24 protein-coding genes are annotated in these 21554 nt (G+C 46.8%); 12 read left to right on the plus strand and 12 right to left on the minus strand.

Translation table 11 applies throughout. The features are described from left to right. Positions 1-91 precede the first annotated feature (91 nt). Both NC980_RS17950 and NC980_RS17955 read left to right on the plus strand, forming a co-directional pair. Complete coding sequence (locus NC980_RS17950; RefSeq protein ID WP_190376819.1) at positions 92-1471, plus strand: cytochrome P450; 1380 nt, start codon at positions 92-94, stop codon at positions 1469-1471. 260 nt (positions 1472-1731) lie between these two features. Beyond that, positions 1732-2109 carry a hypothetical protein gene (locus NC980_RS17955; protein ID WP_348253939.1) on the plus strand — a complete coding sequence of 126 codons (378 nt, stop codon included), beginning with the start codon at positions 1732-1734 and terminating at the stop codon, positions 2107-2109. 43 nt (positions 2110-2152) lie between these two features. On the opposite strand, the gene NC980_RS17960 is transcribed toward NC980_RS17955, so the two are convergent. The 6 genes from NC980_RS17960 to NC980_RS17985 all read right to left on the minus strand — a co-directional run bounded on the left by NC980_RS17960 (position 2153) and on the right by NC980_RS17985 (position 8059). Continuing rightward, positions 2153-2875, minus strand: coding sequence for a sulfite exporter TauE/SafE family protein (locus tag NC980_RS17960; RefSeq protein WP_190376821.1), 723 nt, complete (start codon positions 2873-2875; stop codon positions 2153-2155). A gap of 8 nt (positions 2876-2883) precedes the next feature. Then, positions 2884-3948: a YeiH family protein gene (locus tag NC980_RS17965; RefSeq protein ID WP_190376822.1), complete on the minus strand. Its 1065-nt coding sequence runs from the start codon at positions 3946-3948 to the stop codon at positions 2884-2886. A 95-nt stretch (positions 3949-4043) separates the two neighbouring features. Then, the gene (locus NC980_RS17970; RefSeq protein WP_190376823.1) at positions 4044-5144 is read right to left on the minus strand and encodes an Mrp/NBP35 family ATP-binding protein; all 1101 of its coding nucleotides are present in this window, start codon (positions 5142-5144) and stop codon (positions 4044-4046) included. After that, positions 5137-6105 (minus strand): HEAT repeat domain-containing protein, encoded by a 969-nt coding sequence (locus tag NC980_RS17975; RefSeq protein ID WP_190376824.1) that lies wholly within the window; start codon positions 6103-6105, stop codon positions 5137-5139. Before NC980_RS17975 ends, NC980_RS17970 begins: the two co-directional genes overlap by 8 nt. A gap of 9 nt (positions 6106-6114) precedes the next feature. Next, entirely contained in the window at positions 6115-6342 is a 228-nt protein-coding gene (locus tag NC980_RS17980) for a ferredoxin family protein (protein WP_190376825.1), read from the minus strand. 28 nt (positions 6343-6370) lie between these two features. Then, positions 6371-8059, minus strand: a complete 1689-nt coding sequence (locus tag NC980_RS17985; RefSeq protein ID WP_190376844.1) for a fumarate reductase/succinate dehydrogenase flavoprotein subunit — start codon at positions 8057-8059, stop codon at positions 6371-6373. A 294-nt stretch (positions 8060-8353) separates the two neighbouring features. On the opposite strand from NC980_RS17985, the gene NC980_RS17990 reads away from it, so the two are divergent. Beyond that, entirely contained in the window at positions 8354-10306 is a 1953-nt protein-coding gene (locus NC980_RS17990; protein ID WP_190376826.1) for a LysR substrate-binding domain-containing protein, read from the plus strand. 119 nt (positions 10307-10425) lie between these two features. On the opposite strand, the gene NC980_RS17995 is transcribed toward NC980_RS17990, so the two are convergent. The 3 genes from NC980_RS17995 to NC980_RS18005 form a co-directional block, all read right to left on the minus strand. Then, entirely contained in the window at positions 10426-11241 is an 816-nt protein-coding gene (locus NC980_RS17995; RefSeq protein WP_190376845.1) for an ABC transporter ATP-binding protein, read from the minus strand. Positions 11242-11266: 25 nt separating this feature from the next. Next, positions 11267-12145: an ABC transporter permease gene (locus tag NC980_RS18000; RefSeq protein ID WP_199298514.1), complete on the minus strand. Its 879-nt coding sequence runs from the start codon at positions 12143-12145 to the stop codon at positions 11267-11269. Positions 12146-12234: 89 nt separating this feature from the next. Then, positions 12235-13737, minus strand: a complete 1503-nt coding sequence (locus NC980_RS18005; RefSeq protein WP_190376827.1) for an ABC transporter substrate-binding protein — start codon at positions 13735-13737, stop codon at positions 12235-12237. Between the two features lie 470 nt (positions 13738-14207). On the opposite strand from NC980_RS18005, the gene NC980_RS18010 reads away from it, so the two are divergent. Beyond that, positions 14208-15908, plus strand: a complete 1701-nt coding sequence (locus tag NC980_RS18010; protein ID WP_190376828.1) for an ATP-binding protein — start codon at positions 14208-14210, stop codon at positions 15906-15908. A gap of 271 nt (positions 15909-16179) precedes the next feature. Here NC980_RS18010 and NC980_RS18015 read toward each other — a convergent pair whose 3' ends face one another. From NC980_RS18015 to NC980_RS18025, 3 genes are read right to left on the minus strand one after another with little or no spacing between them, the layout of a single operon-like run. Further along, entirely contained in the window at positions 16180-17199 is a 1020-nt protein-coding gene (locus NC980_RS18015; protein WP_190376829.1) for a long-chain acyl-[acyl-carrier-protein] reductase, read from the minus strand. A gap of 25 nt (positions 17200-17224) precedes the next feature. Continuing rightward, complete coding sequence (locus tag NC980_RS18020; RefSeq protein ID WP_190376830.1) at positions 17225-17362, minus strand: hypothetical protein; 138 nt, start codon at positions 17360-17362, stop codon at positions 17225-17227. After that, positions 17349-18044, minus strand: a complete 696-nt coding sequence (locus tag NC980_RS18025; RefSeq protein ID WP_190376831.1) for an aldehyde oxygenase (deformylating) — start codon at positions 18042-18044, stop codon at positions 17349-17351. The genes NC980_RS18020 and NC980_RS18025 overlap by 14 nt, the downstream gene beginning before the upstream one ends. A gap of 202 nt (positions 18045-18246) precedes the next feature. On the opposite strand from NC980_RS18025, the gene NC980_RS18030 reads away from it, so the two are divergent. The 8 genes from NC980_RS18030 to NC980_RS18065 all read left to right on the plus strand — a co-directional run bounded on the left by NC980_RS18030 (position 18247) and on the right by NC980_RS18065 (position 21476). Further along, positions 18247-19050 carry a carbohydrate ABC transporter permease gene (locus tag NC980_RS18030; RefSeq protein WP_190376832.1) on the plus strand — a complete coding sequence of 268 codons (804 nt, stop codon included), beginning with the start codon at positions 18247-18249 and terminating at the stop codon, positions 19048-19050. Between the two features lie 58 nt (positions 19051-19108). After that, a complete protein-coding gene (locus NC980_RS18035; protein ID WP_190376833.1) occupies positions 19109-19345 on the plus strand; it encodes a hypothetical protein in 237 nt (78 codons plus the stop codon). Positions 19346-19468: 123 nt separating this feature from the next. Beyond that, positions 19469-19798: a DUF6883 domain-containing protein gene (locus NC980_RS18040; protein WP_190376847.1), complete on the plus strand. Its 330-nt coding sequence runs from the start codon at positions 19469-19471 to the stop codon at positions 19796-19798. Between the two features lies 1 nt (position 19799). Next, complete coding sequence (locus NC980_RS18045; protein WP_190376834.1) at positions 19800-20048, plus strand: DUF4926 domain-containing protein; 249 nt, start codon at positions 19800-19802, stop codon at positions 20046-20048. A 224-nt stretch (positions 20049-20272) separates the two neighbouring features. Then, entirely contained in the window at positions 20273-20479 is a 207-nt protein-coding gene (locus NC980_RS18050; RefSeq protein ID WP_190376835.1) for a hypothetical protein, read from the plus strand. 25 nt (positions 20480-20504) lie between these two features. Next, positions 20505-20777 (plus strand): DUF2281 domain-containing protein, encoded by a 273-nt coding sequence (locus tag NC980_RS18055; protein WP_190376836.1) that lies wholly within the window; start codon positions 20505-20507, stop codon positions 20775-20777. Between the two features lie 9 nt (positions 20778-20786). Beyond that, positions 20787-21173 (plus strand): type II toxin-antitoxin system VapC family toxin, encoded by a 387-nt coding sequence (locus tag NC980_RS18060; protein WP_190376837.1) that lies wholly within the window; start codon positions 20787-20789, stop codon positions 21171-21173. A gap of 96 nt (positions 21174-21269) precedes the next feature. Then, on the plus strand, positions 21270-21476 hold the full coding sequence (locus tag NC980_RS18065; protein ID WP_190376838.1) for a hypothetical protein: 207 nt from the start codon (positions 21270-21272) through the stop codon (positions 21474-21476). The last annotated feature ends 78 nt before the right edge of the window (positions 21477-21554 follow it).

The following is a 21554-nucleotide window of genomic DNA, read 5'->3' on the forward strand; positions in this document are numbered from 1 at the left end:
GGAGATATCCAAGCAGCAGATTTTTAGTCGGCGGGGTGTCTCAAGACCAACGGACGGGATGTACTCCGGATCTCACACAGTGGAGGGGCTAATGAACTTACCAAATACGCTACAGACTCCGTTCTTACTGCAAGAATTGCAATGGGTTGCTGATCCCGTAAGCTACATGGAAAAAGCGGCTCAGCAGCATCCTGATCTCTTTTCGGCAGGAATTGTTGGGGGGAGTCATCTAGTTTTTGTCAATCATCCGCAAGCGATTCAAGATATCCTCACCAGCGATCGCAAGCGCTTTCTCGCTCCCGGAGAAGTGAACCGAATTCTGGCTCCGCTGATTGGTGACTATTCGGTAATTATGCTCAGTGGCGATCGGCATAAGCGTCGTCGCCAATTGTTGATGCCTCCGTTTCATGGTGAACGAATGCGGGCTTATGGCAATTTAATCTGCAAGCTCACCGAAAAAGTTTTTAGTCGAATTCCGATCGCTCAATCCTTCACGGCGCGATCGGCGACGCAGGAAATTTCGCTACAAGTCATTCTAGAGGCTGTGTTTGGTGTAACTGAGGGAGAGCGATTTAATCGCCTCCGATCAGCAATTACAACGATGACCGAGCGATTCCGCTCTCCCTTAGCGGCGAGCTTTTTGTTTTTCCCCTGGATGCAGCGAGATTTGGGGGCGTGGATGCCGTGGGGCAAGTTTGTGCGCGATCGTGCCAACATTGATGAGTTGCTTTATGCCGAAATTGCTGATCGTCGTCGCGAGAACAATCCCGATCGAGTAGATATTCTGTCGTTGCTGATGGCAGCCCGCGATGAGAACGGTGAGCCGATGAGCGATCCAGAACTTCGGGATGAACTGATGACCTTGCTGTTTGCTGGACATGAGACGACTGCAACGGCGATGGCTTGGGCGCTGTACTGGACTCATCGCTTGCCCCAAGTGCGTGAGAAATTGCTGCAAGAGCTTGATTCGATCGGCTCTAATCCCGATCCCATGACAATTGCCCGCTTGCCCTATCTCAGCGCAGTTTGTAACGAAGCCTTGCGCTTGTATCCGGTTGCGATGCTCACGTTTACCAGAGTCGTGAACGAACCGCTAGAACTCTTAGGACACCCGCTTCAGCCCGGAGTGAATGTGGTCGGCTGTATTTACCTGTTGCATCACCGAGAAGATCTTTACCCAGATTCGCACCAGTTTAAGCCAGAGCGCTTTCTAGAACGGCAGTTTTCTCCGTTTGAGTTTATGCCATTTGGGGGTGGGGCACGGCGCTGTATTGGTGAAGCGTTGGCGGTGTTTGAGATGAAGTTGGCACTGGCAACGATTTTGTTGCGTTATCAGCTTGCCCTGGCCGATCGTCGTCCCGAAGTTCCGCGTCGTCGTGGGGTGACGCTTGCTCCAGCTAGGGGAGTCAAGCTCCAGATTGTGGAACAAAGACCGGTAAAATCGACCGAAGCGATGGCGCAGACGAGATAGAAGGCGCTGATGATTCAGGGCTTAACTTGGCAAGCGATCGGGCTGGTTGGTTTCATACAAAATCTCTCAATACTCGAGACGGATCCTCGTAAAGACGCGAACACCTCCGATGAAGCTCCAAATCGCGTCTTTACGGAGGAAACGGCTGTGTCGCAGGATTGTTGGGAACTGGCGTTATGTCAGGAAAGATTGATTTTGTAGTTCTCGCTACAGAAAATCTTATATATTTATGGATAGACGATTTATGAATGACCCAAATTATGACAACTACACTTGATACAAACAACTCTCAACTCTCTGCTAAGCATCAGGACAACATTATGGCTGTTCTTGCTCACCGCATTGAAGCAGCTCAAGCAGCGCACAACACGCAATTAATTGAATTATTGGAGTGGGAGAAGCAGCAGCTTGGACAGGCAATCACTCCAAATCGGGGATCGCTAGCTACTAGATTTAACGCCTTCAAACAAAGAGTCACCAACGCATTTGCTAGAAAATCAGAGTTGCAGGTGTACCAGTATGAGCAGGGCAGTGACTGGTGGTGGTATGCCTTTGATCCGCGCACAGGAGACTGCGTGTATGCAGATTCCGAAGCAGAATTACGACTTTGGATTGAGCAGAACTATCGCGGCAGATAAAGGGAAGCTTGAACAAACTTTGTTCTCATCGGGGCTTAGTATGTCACAGCAAGAAAATGCAGCCGACGACAATCAATAAGCCAAAAATAATCTGATTAAATCTCGGCTGCGGGATGAGACGATTAATTTTGCTTCCAACGTAAACTCCGATGCTAATCCCGGGGATTGACCAGAGAAACAACTGCCAAACCATCGGAGTCCACAGTCCTGCAAATCCGTGCCCTGCGATCGTCGCGATGCCTGAAAATAGAAAATAGCACTGCATCGTTGCCCGAAAATAAGTGGCTGACCAACGACGCAGCACCCCGTAGATTGCGATCGGGGGTCCATTGGTGTTATAAGCCCCTCCTAAAACTCCTGCGACGAATCCAAATAACACTGCATATCGCTCATGGGAAAGCTGAGGAAACCTTACAGAAACGAGATTGTACGATCCGTACAAGATTAGGATGATGCCGAGTCCAATCTTGACCAATTTTTCAGGGGCATACTGTAACAGCAATAAGCCAAAAGGGACACCAATGACCGTGCCAACAATCAATCGCCAAGCCGATTTGAGATCAACGCTATCTTGATCGGAAATTAAGATGATTAAGCTGATAATAAATCCTGTGAATGCTACGACAGGAGTGGCAGTTCGCAAACTCATGATTAAACCGAGCAGCGGCATAGCAAGCAGTGCATCCCCAAAACCGATCGCTGAACGAATTGAGGTACAGACAAATAAAATCAAAGCGGTTGCGATCGTTAAAGTAAAGGGTTCCATGCAAGAGACTAATAAAACAGTTTGATCAGCCCATAGCTAAAAATAGAAATAAATAACCAAGATAAAGCACCTAAGTATAAAGGTTTTAATCCAATCTTCTGAATCTGATTCAGCCTTGTTTCTAAACCCATTGCTGCCATTGCGATCGCTAATAGAATTTGGTTTAGCTGTGCGATCGCACTTTTTAAGCCCTGTGGAAATAAGTTCAAGCTATTGAGCAGAATCAAAAGCATGAAATACATAACAAACCAAGGGATTGCCACTTTTGTTTTTAAGGAATCAGTTTTGGAAACTGATCCAAGTAGTAGAACGACCGGAGCTAACCAAAGCACTCTTGATAACTTCGAGATACTAGCCACCTCACCGCTGAGCGGACTAGCTTGAAATGCAGCCGCAATTACCTGTGCAACTTCATGGATTGAAACCCCGCACCACAATCCGAATGCTTCTGGCGTTAGGTGTAGCTGTCCTATCAGCAATGGATACGAAAGCATAGAGAATGTTCCAAACAGGGTCACAATTGCAACCGCATAAGTGATATCTTCATCTGCACTTTTAGTTGTGGTACTGGTTGCAATCACGGCAGAAGCACCACAAATCGAAGTTCCCGCAGCAATGAGACGAGTTAGGCTCGAATCAATTCCTAACTGTTTTCCGAGCCAACAAGTTAACCAAAATGTACTCAGTAAAGTCGCTATGGTGATCAGCATTCCTGTGATGCCAACTGAGAAGACTTGTAGCAGGCTGAGTTGAACACCCAGTAGAACGACTGCAAATCGTAGGATTCTCTTCATTGCGAAGCTAATTCCTGCTTGAGCGTGTGAGGGTGTTCTGATCGTATTTCGCACCAGAATGCCGAGTAGAATCGACAGAATTAGCGGACTAAAGAGATGGAATCCGGGAACCAGTCGCAGCAGATAAGCGATCGCGGCTAAGCCGGAAGTGAGCAAGATTCCTGACTGAATTTGAGCAAAGCCTATTTTTGCCTGTATCGCTATCTGTGAGTAGAAATCACTTTGAAGCGGAGCGATTTTTACAGCGAAGGGCTTCACATTATTTACTTTTTGTCGCATTACTCTAATGGTGATTCAATGTTTTGCAACCAATAAGGATTTGCCCTGCTTTGTGCATCCGACAAAGCAGGGCTGTCGAACACTTATAAATTAACTCAGCACAAAACCACTTCTTTTAATGGTCTATGTTTGATTGAACAGAACGTTGTTTCAAGTGCTGAAGCAACATTGAGAAACACTTGTCCCGTTAATGAAGTCGGAGCAGCCAGCGTTAGAGGTTTTCCAGCGTCACCGCCTGCACAAATTCGAGCATCGATCGGAACTTGTCCCAATAATGGAGTGTGAAGTTCTTCTGCTAACTGCTGTCCACCACCACTGCCGAAAATCGGAGTCGGTTCACCACAATGCCCGCACAGTAAATAGCTCATATTTTCGATGATGCCGAGAACTGGAATTCCGACTCGACGAAACATATGGATACTACGACGGACATCTGCAATCGCAACCTGCTGTGGTGTCGTCACTAGCAACACCCCGCAGATTGGGCTTTCTTGGACGATCGTAATCTGAGCATCACCTGTGCCGGGAGGGAGATCAATCAGCAAATAGTCTAAATCGCCCCATTCGACCTCGTGAATGAACTGAGTAATGATTTTGTGCAGAACAGGGCCTCTCCACGCTAACGGATGATCAGGTTCTGCCAGCAGTCCGACTGACATCACCTTAATTCCGTGTGCTTCTAAAGGCAAAAATCGCGTTCCTTCAGCCGTTTCGATGGTTTCTACTTGTGACTGTCGTAATCCAAGCATTTGCGGCACATTTGGGCCATAAATATCTGCATCGAGAAGACCTACTTTTGCCCCTTGTAGACTAAGCGCGATCGCAAGATTAACAGAAGTCGTTGATTTTCCAACTCCCCCTTTACCACTAGAGATTGCTAACGTGGTTCTCACTCCTGGAATAGTACAGAGCTGAATGTAAGCCTTTTTGCACCAAGTCAGTTGTGAAAGTACATCCTCAATCTGTGACTTCAAGCTATGTTGATGCTGACCAACATAAAGACGGAGATACACATACCCATCGACCACTCTAAGATTACGAACCATTCCCAAACTCACAATATTGTTGTTCAGAATAGGTTCAGTGACCGTTTTAAGCAGTTCAGTCACTGCTTGCTGTCTAGCTTCAGCAATTGGATCGGTCGTAGATGCAGGAGACTCGTGAACCGTCTGAAACGGCGATCGATGATTAGGCATTGGAGGGTTCTTGCAAAGCTTCTTGGATGGTCTGAATAGCGCGTTGAGCAAAGATACAGACGTCGCGATCGGGATCGTCGAGCGATTGCTGTAATGGATTAAGGGCGGTTGGATTTTTCAGAATGCCAAGCGCGATCGCGGCATCTCGGCGAATGTCTGAATACTCATCGGTGAGCGCCTGAATGAACAATGGTAGAGAATGATCATCTGGTGTTTTTTGCAAGGCTTGTAAGCTGAACTTACGCACCTGCCAATGTTCATCTTTTAAGGCAGCTTCTAGAGCAGGAATTGCACTGCGATCGGCATGAATTGCCAAAGACTTGGCTGCATTTCGCCGCACTTCCCAATCTGAATCATTGGTCAGTGCTTCACACAGACGAGGAACAACTTCTACATCGCTTAAATGCCCCAAAGTTAAGGCAGTTGCTCGTCGAACACTTGCATCTGAATCAGACATCAGCGCTAACGCAGGTTGACAGCGTTCGACTTGGTTGAGATAGCGCAATGTTGTGACTGCCGATTCTCTTAAAGCAGGGTTAGAAGATTCAAAGAAGGGCAACACATACGGTAGGGATTGAGCATCGTGAATCTTCCGCAGCAGGAATAAAGCATTAAGCTGTAGATTCACATCGTCTTGGAGTAGCGCATCGAGCAACATGAGTAGATGATCCGGAGCAACCAATTCACCTAACGCCGATCGTGCTTCCTCTCGAATTTCTTCATCAGGAGAAGCAAGACATTCAATCAATGCCGGAACTGCTGCTGGATTGGCAAGTTCCCAAAGCGCGGTCACTGCTAGTTTTTGCACTAAAAAGCTTTCATCTTTTAGCGCATCGATCAACGGTGCTAAAGCTTCCTCATCTCCAAGATGCTGCAATGTTTTGACAGCAACAAGACGATCTTCGACATCTGGCGATCGTAGCATCTCCAACCAAGGAGCAAGTTCAGAGTTGGTTTCCATCACTTCCCCCTAGCGCAACAAGAACGGAATTTGCACGGTAATTGCATTGGTCGGACATTCCTTTTCGCAAGGTAAGCAGAACCAGCACTCATCGTATTTCATGTAAGCTTTGCCTGTTTCGGGGTCTTTTGCTAAAACGTCTAATGGACAAACTTCAATGCAGGCAACGCATTTTTCAAGGCATTTGGATTCATCGACAATGACGGGAACATCGACTCTTTGAGTTGCTAAAGCCATAGGTCAACCTTTTCTCAACGTGAACAACTTAGCGAACGGCGACATCATATACTTCGGTTTCAACATCCACATCGACAATGTAAGGTTCGATCGGACGCTTGAATAACACCATGTTTCCATCTTCATTCTTTTTCAGATGCACATGACAGAACCATTCATCGTTGTTCTTTTCTGGATAGTCCACGCGATAGTGATACAGTCCCCAGCGACTCTCACGGCGGAAGAGTGAAGCTCTTGCTGCCATTTCTGCACAATCGCGGATAAAGTGAACTTCCATACAGCGCATCAGTTCATGTGGATCACGCGCACCCATGAGGTCTAAGGTGTCGTGATAGCGTACAAAGTTGCTCAGCCCGATTTCCATGCGATTTGCAGATTTCGGTGGCTGTAGATAGTCATTCACTAAGCGGCGCAGCTTGTATTCGACTTGAGTATGCGGGATGCCGTTGGATCGATCGAGCGGTGCATAAATTCTTGCTTTCTCGGCTGCTAGAAACTCTGGATCAGGATCAACATGATCAAGGTTCTGAACATACTCGACTGCATGTTCTCCAGCGATTCGTCCAAACACAAATGCACCAATCATGTAGTTGTGCGGCACACTCGCCATGTCCCCTGCGGCATAAAGTCCTGGCACTGAAGTTTCAGCCCGCTCATTCACCCAAACTCCAGAAGCACTATGACCGCTACACAGTCCAATTTCAGAAATGTTCATTTCGACTCCACTGGTGCGATAGTTCTCACCCCGCCCTTCATGGAATCTGCCTCGGCTTGGACGCTCATTCGACCACAAAATCGACTCAATTTCAGAGATAGTGTTTTCGTCTAAATGAGTCATCTTGAGTTGAATTGGACCTTTACCAGAGTTCAGTTCTTTCCAAACTTCTAGCATCATTTGTCCGCTCCAATAGTCGCAGCTAATGAAGCGATGTCCTTGTGCATTTGCGGTGTAAGCTCCAAATGGACTCGCAACGTAAGCACAGGCAGGTCCGTTGTAGTCTTTCATCAACGGATTAATCTGGAAGCATTCAATGTTACTCAGTTCGGCTCCAGCATGATACGCCATCGAATAGCCATCGCCTGCATTAGTGGGATTCTCATAGGTTCCATAGAGATAGCCCGAAGCAGGTAAGCCTAGCCGTCCGCAAGCTCCTGTACAGAGAATCACAGCTTTCGCTTGAATGACAACGAAATCACCATTGCGAACATCAAAACCGACTGCACCGATCGCACGTCCATCCCGGACTAACACGCGAGTCGCCATCACCCGATTAGTCACCTGGGCTTTGTGACGCTTCACTTGACGCGCCAAAATTGTCTTCAAATCTTTTCCTTCTGGCATCGGCAAAACGTATTTACCCACCCGATGCACTTGCTTGAGGTCGTAATTGCCTTGAGTATCTTTCTGAAATTTTACGCCCCAGCTTTCTAGTTCTTGAATCACAGAAAAGCCAAGTTTACCTGTTTGATAAACCGCATTCTGATTGAGAATTCCATCATTGGCGATCGTAATTTCCCGAACATATTGTTCTGGAGTTGAGTTACCGGGAATGACGGCAGTGTTTACACCATCCATTCCCATTGCGATCGCGCCACTTCGACGAATGTTCGCTTTTTCCAGGACGAGCACTTCATCATCGGGATTCGCTTGCTTTGCTTTGATGGCTGCCATTGTTCCAGCCGTACCGCCCCCGATTACCAGAACATCCGTCTTCATCCATTGAGTATTCACTCAAAAATCCTCCCTATTGATGGACAGTATCTAGCTGTGCGCTCAGAACTGTCTCAAGCACTACAGAAAAAATCAGAAAAAACGATTTGATTAGAAACATCTTTTCTATCGAAGAAATTCGTCTAGAAAGAGATGTAATTCAGTTCGACTGTTTTTATTGTGCAGTACGTTTTTGATTTTCTTTATTGCAGTATTTTATGAACTAATAAATGAATTGAATCCATCGATTGATATGATCAGCGAAGTTACGAAGCGAATATATCATTAGGGTTGAAGGCGATGGAAGTTTATCAGATTCGAGTTTTTCTAGAAGTTGCTCGTCACCTAAGTTTTACGGAAGCAGCAGATGCTCTAAACCTGACCCAGCCTGCGGTAAGCGCTAAGATCAAATCACTAGAAACTGAGTTAGGAACTTCGCTGTTTTATCGTTTGGGTCGTAAGATTCAGCTCACAGAGGTCGGTGAATTCTTATTGGAAGAAGGAGCGAAACTGATTCAAGTTGAAAATGAGTTGCTCCAAAAAATTGAAAATATTAAAAAAGGAAAATATGACAGCCTAAAAATTGGCTGTACGATGGCACTTGCTGAAGGTTGGTTGCCAAGTGTTGTGTTTGAATATCGTCAACAATATCCGAGCATTCAGGTTCAGTGCTTGGTGTTTGAATCAGCCGAATTGCTCTATCAAGCGATGACGAGTCAAACGGTGGATGTCGGAATTTCTGATGTGAATTTTGAAGAATTTTCGGAACTTTCAGCCACAGAGATCGATGCAATCTCCTATCAGTTATTTGTTGCCCACAATCATCCCCTAGCAAAACAACGTTGGCTGAGCTTAGCAGATCTGAGAAAGTATCCTTGGGCGCTACTGCCTTCAGGAACACCCAGCCGCTTAGTCTTAGAATCGCGGTTATCAGAGTTGGGATTTTCGCTCGATGGTTTTCTTCAGTTTGAAACCGTCGATACGATGAGTCTGATGCGAACCTACATGATGCAGGGGAACTATCTCGGATTCGCGACAAACTTCGACTTTAAGCCAGAGTGTGAATTGGGAACTGTTACCGCAGTTCCGATTCAAGAGTTTGCGCTGTCTGGAACTGTCTATCTAGTGGCACCTCGCCGATTAACTCAAGCAAACGCAGCCACTCCATCGGGTCGTCGATCGCGCAGTCTCAACCCAATCCAAAAATTAATTCACCTTCTGCAAGCCAAGCATTCTGCGGCTCAACCTAGCTCCAATGTTGCTCGTCTGCGATCGCCCAGTTTTACTCGTCGCAGTAATTTATCTCCCCGTCCCGAAGTGCTGACGCTCTCGATCGGAGTTCAAAACAGTACGGTTCCGGCTGTGACCGCAGGGCTGGTTATCCAACGGCTCGGACTGCTAGAACATTTCTTGCCAAAAGAAGGTCGATATAGCTCAACACAATATAAGATTCAGTGGCAGGATTTTTCGACCGGGGCACCGATCGTCGATGGACTGCGATCGCAGCAACTAAATATTGGTGTTCTCGGTGACTATCCTTTGCTTTTGAGTGCTGAAGCCGGACAAAACACTCGTTTGATTAGCTTTGTTTCCACTAATCCCGATGGATCTTGCAATGCGGTTGTGGTTCCGAACCGTTCTCAGCTTCAGAGTGTGGGTGATTTGCGCGGAAAAGCGATCGCGGTTCCACTGCGGTCTTCTGCACATGGAATGGTGTTGCGGTCGCTGAATGCAATGAACCTCTTAAATCAAGTGAACTTGCTTCCCCTCGAATCCGCGCATCCCTTTGAGTTCTCTGAACACTACGCTGATAGCTATGCTCACTTTGCACCTTTTCATGACATTGCTTGTCGTCGGGGACAGTTCCGCTATCTAGGCGGCTGTAATCCTGAAGCTTTGCCCGCTTTTTATGGTGTAGTGGTGACAAGTGAGCTTGCAGAACAATACCCGGAAGTTGCAATCGCCTATCTTCGGGCGCTCTCTGCTGCACAGTATTGGTACGATACGACTCCAACTGCACCGTCTTTAGTTGCAAAATGGACACAGCTTGACTCAGAGGTGATTGTGCAAATTCTCAGCAGTTCTTATCAACCAAATCAACCTGGACGGTTCTTCTCGGAGATGGGCATTCGTCCTGATTGGCTGAGATTACACATTGATCAACTTAGTCTGATTCCGGGAAACCAGGAGCTACAAACCATTAACTTGAATCAATGGATTCAGTCAGAGTTCTTGCAGCAGGTTAGAGCTTAGGCTCTATCAGTTTCTCGCTGGAGTTTGGGGTTTTCTTGCTGCCTAAATCCCCCACTCGTGAGGAATTTAGAGGGCTGCATCCGCCTGAAACGCAGCAAATCCTCTCGGTCGATCGCACCTCACTCTATCTCCATACTTTTCATCGTTTCCTCTCGAATCAGTTCAAAAATCTCGCGGTTCAGTTGCAAAAACTCTGAAGTAACCGTGATATCACTGTGTCTCGGTCGGTCCAAAGGAACATTGACGATTTGCTTAATCCTGCCTGGACTCACCCCCATCACAAAGATACGATCGCTCAGGAACACGGCTTCTTCGATATCATGCGTAACAAAAACCACAGTTGTTTTCTGTTCACTCCAGATATCGAGCAGAAGCTCCTGCATCATATGTCGGGTCTGAGCATCCAGCGCTGCAAAGGGTTCGTCCATCAACAACACAGAAGGAGAGTTTACCAAGGCACGAATGATACTTGCCCGTTGCTGCATTCCTCCTGATAGTTGATACGGATAAGAGTGACGATGCTTGTATAACCCAACGCGATTGAGATAGTAGTTCACAATCTCTTTGCGCTTCGCAGCAGGAATGCCTTGGATCTTCAACCCAAATTCCACATTCTGAAACGTCGTTTTCCAGGGCAAGAGAGAATACTGCTGAAATACAAAACCACGATCGGCACCGGGACGAACAACAACCCTGCGATCAACTGAGACAGAGCCACAAGACGGCTTGATAAACCCCGCAATTGCATTCAGAATCGTGGACTTGCCGCACCCGGATGGGCCGAGCAAACACACAAATTCACCGGGAGCGATCGTAAAGTCGATCGACTCTAGCACCGGGATTAACTGCCCCTTTCGCTTAAAACAAATCGATAGATCCTCGACTTCTACCAGCCCTTTGAGCGCTTGTTGTGAAGTTCCTTGCTCGATTAACATTGCCACAATCGCTATCCTCTACTAATTAATTGCTGTTTCCTTTCTTTGTGACGCGCCAAGGCATCAATACATGAGTCAGACGATCGACTGCAAAAGAACTCAGTGATCCCATCAATCCGATCAGCAGCATTCCCATGACGATCGGTGGATAGTTAGAAGTCACATAAGATTCCCAAGTGAGATAACCAATCCCAAATCGTCCTGCTAAGATTTCTGCGGTTACAAGACAAAACCAGGAATTTCCCATCCCAATCACTAAGCCACTCGCAATGTTCGGCATTGCTCCTGGAATTACAATGTCCTTGAAGACCTGCCATTGTTGCGCTCCCAAGCACTGTCCAACGCGCAGTAACAATAAATCGGTGCCTTCAACCCCTTTGATCGTGCTAATTAAGATTGGAAAGAATGCACCAATAAAGGTAATGTAGACCATTCCCGATTCTGCATCAGGAAACATCAAAATCGCGAGCGGAATCCAAGCAACCGCAGGAATCGGACGCAGGATTTCTAAGGGTAAGAAAACAAGGTCTTCAATTTTTTGAAACCAGCCGATTACAATTCCTAAGCTAATTCCTAATACTGCTGCGATCGCATATCCCAACAGCACCCGCATCACACTCGCCTGCAAGTGCATCATTGGGTTGCTTGAGAAGAACTTAACTGTTGCACCGAGAACTTCCAGTGGAGAAGGCAGAAACGAAAAATTAATGAAGAATTGGAACTTGATCGCACAGAGAAACTGCCAAATTCCAAAAAACAAGACAAGCGAAAGTACCCGCAGGAAGACACGCAATAGATTGAGTCGCGAAGTTCCTTCTGATTTTTGAAATAGCTGTGACAATAGAAAACTCAAGCGATCGACGATGCTGAGTTTGGTTGATCGCTCAGAGGATGAGCTAGACATGAAGTGCCTCCAATCAGTGAGAGAAAACGCGTAGGAACGCATTGTTTCACGGGCAACGCATTCCTAGCTGTATCAAAAGCGCCTTGCACTTAGCGTGCTGCTAAACTAGGCTGGGATGCTTGTGCGGAAAATTCTTGCAGCCCCTTAAAGCCAACCACCTGAGCGCCATTGCTTTGGGCAAAGGCTTGAGCATCTTTCTCGGTCAGGAATGCAGAGATACCATCATTGTTGCGAACAAAGAAGGAATTTTCAGCAAACAGTTTCCAGCCGTTGGTGCGATCGTGAACAAAGATTGCACTCACCGCCTGCTTTCCTTCTGCTTGAATCTTTTTCAATGCCGTCATCATATTTTGAATCGAGGCATAGTTTCTGACTTTATCTTCATCCTTGAGCCACAGTTGAGCCGCTAATTTTGCATCCTGAATCGGCTGCTTGGTTTCAGCATCTTCACCTGCGATCGTAAAGTTATCAGCTTCTGTCGCGGCTTGCTCATAGTTCATTCCCATTTCTTGCATCGCCTGCTTCAGATAGCTGTCATCAACAAACTTAGTCACATCCTCCGTTTTGATGTTTGCATCTAGCCTTCCTAATTGTTTCAATGTGGTCACACTGTTGTTTAAGGCATCCAAATTCGGCTTGCGAATTGTGGGATTGAGTCGCTGTAAACCTGAAGGGCCAAGGAACATATAGACGACTTCTTTTTCCACACCCGCCCATTGTTCGACCCTGGCTGAGATTGCTTCGGGTTGTTCGCGGAAGAGCTTATTCGCTTCGAGCATTGCTTTCATATATGCCACGACAACTTCTGGATATTGTTTTGCGAAGTCCGATCGCACTACAACACCATGAAAAGTCGGAACACTGAGTTCTGCACCATCAAAAATCTTACGTGCAAATCCCCGGAAGGGAAACAGTTCACCAAAGGGAACAAAGTTTGCGTGAGCATCAATTTGATTGGTTCGGAGACTGGTTCCACCCACTTCCGGCGCTTGGCTAATCAGCTTGACATCCTTTTCAGGATCAATGCCAGCACCCTTCAATGCCTTCAATACCATTCCATGAGCCGCAGAACCAAACGGAACAGAAACTTGCTTGCCCTTCAAGTCTGCCAATGTTTTGACAGGACTATCTTTTGGAACCATGACTGCATTTCCAGCTCCGGTCGCGCTGTAACCCAAGGTGCCAATATAAAGCGTATTAACACCGCCACCTTTCTGCTGAAAAGTTGTCATGTTAATTGTGAGGGGAAAGTCTCCCATCATGCCGATATCAAGCTGATTGGCAAGCATTTTGTTGGTAATCGGAGGCCCTGAAGTGTAGCTTGACCACTCAATTTTGTACTCTACATTTTCGTATTTTCCGGTTTTGGGCAAATACTTTTCAAGCAATTTCTCTTCGCGAATAACAGAGCCTCCGGTCGCCGTGTTAATTACTTGATCTTGAGTGCCGATCGCAATGCGAATTACTTTTTTATCGCTCGAATTGCCAGATACATTTCTTGCTTGAGTATTAGAACATGCAGCAACAAAGGCAAACGAACTGAGCGACAGAGAAAGCAAAAAGCCTCGGCGAGTGAACCTCCGTCTATTCATGGTTGAAATCACTCCAACTCTTGTGGTGTGACTGTCATTCTATTCAGATGAGACAACTCTTTCGTGTAGAGCATGATACAAATTTTGGCTTCTCTTTCTTTTTTATTCATAAATGGATCGCTTGAATCCATAAAACAAATTGATGAGTTTGCAATCATGCTAGTTAGACAAGTATTTCTTTGAATTACATTTACTTTACAAACAGCAGGAATATAGATATTTTAGGAAACTAGCTAATTTGGTTAATCGAAAAGAATGGCATAATACTTTCTTCTATAATCTGAAATTTATTAATAAATTAAACTTCTTTTGAAGAAGAGACGCACCCCATTTTTTTTTGTCATATATCAAGTTCCGATTTAACTCACTGCATGACTAAAAAGCTTTCTTCTCAAGATTGATTGATTTGACAAGTTTAGTACACCTGCTTCAAGCTGAATTAAGATAGAACAATTGCTTTGGGCGGGGTTATGGATCTAGAGAAGCCATTGGGATCAGTCATTCAAGGATCTCTGAGCCAAGGATTAGAAGTGCGGCTGCATCCTGATATATCGGTCGAAGAGATGCGGGTCGGCAAGTTCTTAGTCGTGCAGGGAACTCGATCGCGCTTTTTCTGTATGCTCACCGATGTTTCTCTCGGAACTGCTAGCCAGCGCATTATCGCCAATCCCCCAGAGCCCACCAATTTATTTCTACAAGAGGTACTTGCCGGAAGCGGGACATACGGCACGATCGAACTGTCTCCGATGCTGATGTTTACGCCGACTGAAAAGCCTGTTGAGAAAAAGAAAAAATCTTCCAAGTTGGCATCGTTTGAAGCAAGCTCAAGTGAAGCGATCGAGCTTTTACCCGTAAAAACGATTCCGAGCCACTTCAGCCAGGTGTATGACGCGAGTGAGCGAGATTTCCGCGCCGTGTTTGGTTGGGAAGATGACCCCCATCGGCGGAATTTTGCCATTGGACAGCCGATCGATATGGAGGTGCCGATTTGTTTGGATCTCGATCGATTTGTCGAGCGCAGTAATGGTGTCTTTGGGAAATCGGGGACTGGAAAATCATTCCTTACGCGATTGTTGCTCGCGGGCATTGTGCGAAAACAAGCGGCAGTAAATCTGATCTTTGATATGCACTCCGAGTATGGATGGGAAGCCACTCGCGAAGGAAAGCAGTTCAGTACAGTAAAAGGTTTGCGGCAACTATTTCCAGGACAGGTGCAGATTTTCACACTCGATCCGGACTCGACAAAGCGGCGAGGAGTGCGCGATGCTCAAGAACTCTATGTCAGCTACGACCAAATCGATGTTGAAGATTTAATGCTAGTGCGGGGAGAGCTAAATCTTTCAGAAGCCGCATTAGAAAACGCAATTATTCTCCGGAATGAATTTGGTAAGGCTTGGATTAATCGTCTCCTCACTATGAGCAATGGCGAAATTCAGGAGTTTTGTGAGACGAAAATGGGCAGTAAGTCCTCAATCATGGCGCTGCAACGTAAGCTCAATCGCCTTGATGAACTAAAATACATTCGGAACAGTTGTCCGCATAACTATGTAGGTCAGATCCTTGAATGTGTTGAAAGTGGAAAGCATGTTGTGATTGAGTTTGGGTCTCAATCGAATTTACTGTCCTATATGTTGGCAACTAACATCATTGCGCGGCGAATTCACCAAGCTTATGTGCGAAAAGCAGAGAAGTTTTTGCAAACCAAAGAAGTGAGCGATCGACCCCAACAGCTTGTGATTACGATCGAAGAAGCCCACCGATTCCTTGATCCAGCAACGGTCGGACAGACTATCTTTGGTACGATCGCCCGTGAAATGCGGAAATACTTTGTCACGCTGTTAGTGGTCGATCAACGTCCGTCTGGAATTGATAACGAAGTGATGTCACAGATTGGAACGCGGATTACTGCCTTGTTGAATGATGAGAAAGATATTGATGCGATTTTTACCGGAGTGTCTGGGGGGCAAAGTCTGCGATCGGTACTGGCAAAACTCGATTCAAAACAACAGGCATTAATTCTAGGTCATGCAGTTCCAATGCCTGTGGTGGTGCGGACTCGTCCGTATGATGAAACGTTTTACAAAGAGATTGGTGATACCGCTTGGGAAGAATTGCCGGATGTTGAGGTGTTTCGGGCGGCCGAGGCGGCTAAGGCGGATTTAGGATTTTAACGTCAGTTCGACGGATTTCCTTGCTGCGTTTAGGCTCGGTCGTGCCCCCTAAATCCCCCACGGGTGGGGGACTTTGACGGTCGGGAGAACTCATGAGATTGGAGAATTTCGCTGCTCCAAGTCCCCCACCCGTGGGGGATTTAGGGGGCAACGCGCAGATCTAAACGTAGTCAAGAATTTGCGTTGAACTCACGTGATTTTAGGCGTAGGTCATAAAAAACAGAGACGCTCCAGCGGAACGTCTCTAAAAGATTGGCGATTGTACGATCGATTAAATCAACAACGGACGGAACCCATGTTTCACTGAAGCATCTCCAATCTGCTCCATTTTCTCAACCGTGATCCGATTGCGTCCCCAAGAGAAATTCGTGTGCAACTTCTCAAACTCCAGCAGCATCGACTCGGCAAAACACGCAAACAACTGGCGTGCAGGCACATCCATATTCACGATGCTCATAATCCGCCAGTCAATATCTAGCGAATGTTCCACAATCCCACCATTGAGAACTGTAATTCCTGGATGCTGTACCTTTGTACCCAAGTTTTTCGGATAGCCGCCATCGATCAATAAACAAGGCTGCTTCAACTGTGTTGGATCAATCTCCACACCCTTCGGCATACTCGCGACCCAAACGATGATGTCCGCTTGCGGTAAGGCTTCCTCTAGGCTCTGAATCTTGCCTCGTCCGAGTTCGGCTTGCAGATCCTGAAGCCGCTCTTGATTTCGTGCAATTAACAGCAGTTCGGCTACATCAACGCGAGAATTCAACCAGCGACAAACCGCGCTGCCAATATCTCCCGTTGCGCCACAGATCGCCACCGTTGCTTTTGACAACTCAATGCCTAACTGCTTCGAGGCTTGTTCGACTTGGCGGCAAATGATGTAGGCGGTGTGTGTGTTCCCGGTTGTAAACCGCTCAAATTCCAGCATGACGTTTCGCACTTGCCGGATCTGCGACAGATTGAAATTCTCAAAAATAATTGAAGAGAATCCACCCAGTGCTGTGATATTGATGCCGTGTTTCTGCGCGTGTGCCATCGCGTTAATGATCTTTCGAGTTGCAGCTTTGATGCGGCGGGTTGCCAGCATTTCTGGGAGGAAGCAAGACTCAACGTAACGTCCTTCGATTTCTTGTCCCGTAATACTTTTGACTCGAATTGTATCGACAATCTGCGGCGGGGCACTGCACCAGAAATCTAAGCCTTGATCCGCGTATTCGGGATATCCTAGCTCTCGTGCAACAGACTGAGCGTGTTCTAAGCTTGTGAGATGACCAATTAGACCAAACATCGATCGTATGTGAAGTAGTCCGACTTCAGGCGGTGAGATGGATAAACGAAACCGTTAAACTGATGTAAGAGAAAATGCCACAAATCGACGATGGACGCAAGCAGATCAAGAGTCCACCGTCGGAGATTGAAGCGATCGTCGTCGCGCCGTTAGACGGCTGCAAGTCCGTGCGCCGACATCCGCATGACATCGCGGGTCGTAAAGCCAATATTGGTTAACGCTTCACCGTATTGAATCATAAAGTCTTCGACCAATGCTTCGCGCTCCATTCCAAGAACGCTGGCATCTGCCTCGACTTGATTCAGCATTTTCCAAACCAAGGGAAGATTTGCTTTGTTTGCTTCTTCTAATTCGGCTTTCGAGGCTTCAAAGTTTGCTTTCAGCCATTCTTCGCCGTAGTTCAAGTGCATGTATTCGTCTTTGACGACACCTTCGGTGATTTTGCGAGCGAAGTCATCTGCAACCGGAATATAGATGTTGTATGCCGAAATCGCAAAGCACTCGATGATCAGCGATTGAATCAGTAGACAGGTGACGATCCTGCCTTCGGCTGCGGCAACTTGGAAGTTGTTGTGCAGCGCAGAGAAAAATTCGCGGGCAAACTCCATATCGGCAACCACGCTGAGGTTGCGACCGCAGGCTTCAAAGCCTTTTTTGTGGCGGTTTTCCATGCGTGCGAGTCCGATTAACTGGTCTTTATCGTTGGGCAGAAGTTCTGCTAGTTTTTGATAATTTTCATGTGCCTCTTGTTCGCCCTCGATGACGATCGCGTTAATTCGGCTATAGGCATCTTTGTATTGCTCACTGTGGAAGTCAATCTCTAAGGTCGCCTCAAGTTGGGGCATAGATCAGATTTCTCCTGGTCATGACGATAATTTCCGCAGAGTGGCGGAGGTTCGGGTGGGATTGAACACGGTGTCTCCCCATTCTTTCCCCCCTCTCACTTTACCGTCTAAGGTTGAGAATGACGCTAAGAATCGATAAAATATCTGCGCTAATGGGCATTGAAGCGCTAAAATAACCGATTCTTTGGGGCGTGTGGGGAGTATGAAGAGCGAGTGGAAGCGTGTACTCGGTTTAGCGCTACTGATTGCCGGGGCAGGAGTCGTTCTGCTGCCGCTGGGAGTGGTATTGATTACGTCGTTTAAGCCGCCAGGAAGTTCCCTTGATGCTCCGGGTTGGTCGCTGGAGAATTATCGCGAAGCTTGGCAACGGGGAGGGTTTTTGCTGGCGTTTGCGAATTCGATCGTTGTGGCGATCGCGGTCACGCTCTTTCAGATTTTCACGTCAGCGCTTGCGGGTTATGCGCTAGCTCGGTTGAAATTTCAAGGCAAGCAGGCAATTTTGTTAATCGTGCTGGCAACGTTGGTGATTCCGTTTCAGATTTTGGTGATTCCGATTTTTCTGGTGCTGAAATGGGGGCATTTGATTAATACGTATGGGGCGTTAATTTTACCTACTGCGGCGAACGGATTCGGGATCTTTTTGATGCGGCAATTCTTTCAAGGGATTCCGATCGAGCTTGAGGAAGCGGCGATGCTGGATGGAGCCGATCGTTTACAAGTGCTGTGGAAGGTGATGTTGCCGTTGTCGCGTCCGGCGTTGGTGACGTTGGCGCTATTTACGTTTATCGGGGAATGGAACGATTTATTTAAGCCGCTTGTGTTTACGACGCGTCCAGAGTTGCGGACAGTGCAGTTGGCACTCGCGAGTTTTCAGGAGCAGTTTACAAATAGTTGGACGCTGTTGATGGCAGCGATCGTTCTAGCGACGATTCCGATCGTGGTGATTTTTGCGATCGGTCAGCGGCAATTGATTCGAGGGATTGCGACAACAGGGATTAAGAATTAAGACAGTGCTGACAGATCACGGCTTATCAAACGAATGCGATCAAGGAGGGTGAAACGGTATGGCTCAAATAAAAGTGTTTTACGAACCTGAAGCCGAACTGTTAAGCGTGTTTTTGCAGAGTCCTCGCAAGAACCAGATTGGTACGGAGCTTGGAGATGGGATCATTTTGTTTAAAGATGGCGTGAGCGGTGAGCCAATTGGTGTGGAAGTGCTGTCTTATCGCCCTAGAGATGCTCGGCTTGATGCTGTGAGCGTGGAGTTGGGTCAGTCGAGCCAAATGCAGCCACCGAATTGAGCTTTAATTTCTTCGTGTTGGTGACGCTGACCGATCGTGGTGATTTTTGCTATTGGGCAGCATCAACTAATTTGCGGCATTGTGATGACGGGGATTAAGAATTAGGCTTTGCGAAAAACGACAGTGAAGATTCCAGCAGATGCAATTATTCCAGATGAAAAAGTTGTTGACTATCTCTTAGTGCAGAAGCTCAGGAATGACAAATCAAAGTTTTTGGCACAAGCTGGATTTACGCAAGAGAACTCCGAAGCCTTGAAAACAGCAATTCGATCGCTGGCTGACGAAGGAGAAGCGATCGCAGATAAAACGAATGAGTATGGAACGTTCTATCAAGTGATTGAAGAATTGGTCGGCGTGAATGGTGTCAATCTACCTGTTGTTACAATTTGGTTAAACCGTCAAGGAGATGGAAAGTTCCAGTTTGTGACGCTCAAACCTTACCGAGAATCTTGATATGGCTGTAGAACTATATTGCGAAGTTGCTTTGACTTGCGATTTACCAGAATACAACTTGAAAGCAGGAGACATTGCAACTTTGATTGATTTTGTGCCCCATCCTAGCGGTGGAGAGGAGGGCTGTGTTTTAGAGGTTTTTAACGCAGTGGGTGAGTCGCTAACTGTGATTACTGTTCCGGTTTCTACGATCGCGGCGCTAAGCTCTAACGAAATCTTGACGGTTCGTTCTTTGGCGAAGGCAAGCTGATCAAGGTAGCATTGCGTAACTGGGATGAAAAATTAAGCTGCGATCGCATTGAGCAAGTGCAATTAGAATCATCGCTGATTCTTTTTGTTACCTCCCGGGTTTTATGACTTCACAGCTTCAGGCGATCGAGGACGTTTATTCAGCGCTGGCAGAATGCTGGAGGAACGGAACGCGCTAACTATCAAATGTTTTTTGGAGAGTCCAAGGCGGAGAATGGAGCATTGATGCGATCTCTCAACACTTCAAAAATGCCACCCGCAGCAAAGCCAAAATCCAAGCCGCCCTCGAAGCCCTCGGCATCGTCACCCGCCAAACTGACAACACACAAAGCAAATGGTACTTCACCGACCTCCGCACCACTGCTTAAATGCAAGCGCGAGTTATTTCAGCACAAATCATCCACGCCTGCGATCGTCGAACCCTTAGAATGAAAGTGCCGAATTGACACCCTAGCTCATGGACAATCAAGCAACTCAAGCAACGGGACTACCTGAGAAAATCTTAGAGGCCCTGAGCACACTGTCTCTCGATCGACAGCAACAGGTGTTTGACTTTGTGGAGTTTTTGATCCAGAAGCAAGAGAACTCTGAAGTGCGCCCTCCAATTCAGCAAGCAGCAGAGCCTAGTAAAAAGAGAATTCTAGGTCAGCATCAAGGCCTGGGCTGGATGAGTGAAGACTTCAATAATCCCCTACCCGATGAATTCTGGCTTGGCGATGAAAGCACTTAGGAGATCTTCATGAATCTTTTGCTCGATAGCCATGTTTTGATCTGGTTAGACATTGATCCCGATTCTCTATCAGCGCGAGTGCGGGAACTCCTGACCGATGAAAGTAATACATGGGTCACAAGTATTGTTAGCGTTTGGGAAATTCAAATCAAACTCCAACTGGGTAAGTTGTCGCTGAACTTACCTTTCTCTGAATTGCTAGAAAATTTACGAGTGACTAGCGGTCTGCAAATCTTACCGATCGAGCTATCGCACATCTGGTCACTAGAAGGATTGCCGAATCACCATCGCGATCCGTTCGATCAACTGTTAATTGCTCAAGCACTCTCCACCCAACTCCCGATCGTGAGTGCAGATTCGATGTTCGATCGATATTCCATCCAGCGATTGTGGTAAACCATCGCCCTAAACCCACTGAGGGGTCATACCCCTTTGCGTATTGCTTGTAATATTTATCACAGTGGAAGAACCCTTTCTCTTTGAGGTTCTCCCATGAACATTAGCGCAACCCTTTCTCAAGCCGATCGAGACGCGATCGCCCAAGCCATTGCAACAATCCAGAAACATCTCCCCTTTCTGGTCGATTTAGTCGCTGAAGAACGCTCCTCGCTGCCAAAGCTCAGTCCCAAATCTCGATCGTTTGTCAACACTGCCTTAGATGTTGCTAGGGCGTATCTGCAAAGTCTAAATGTAAGGTAATGCCCTATTTGAGCCAAATTAGAATTGCAGCAATTGTCAGCATCGCCAGATAGTTCTCTGCCCGTTTTTCATACCGTG

The sequence above is a fragment of the Leptolyngbya sp. AS-A5 genome (genome assembly GCF_039962495.1).
GTDB lineage: Bacteria > Cyanobacteriota > Cyanobacteriia > Leptolyngbyales > Leptolyngbyaceae > Leptolyngbya.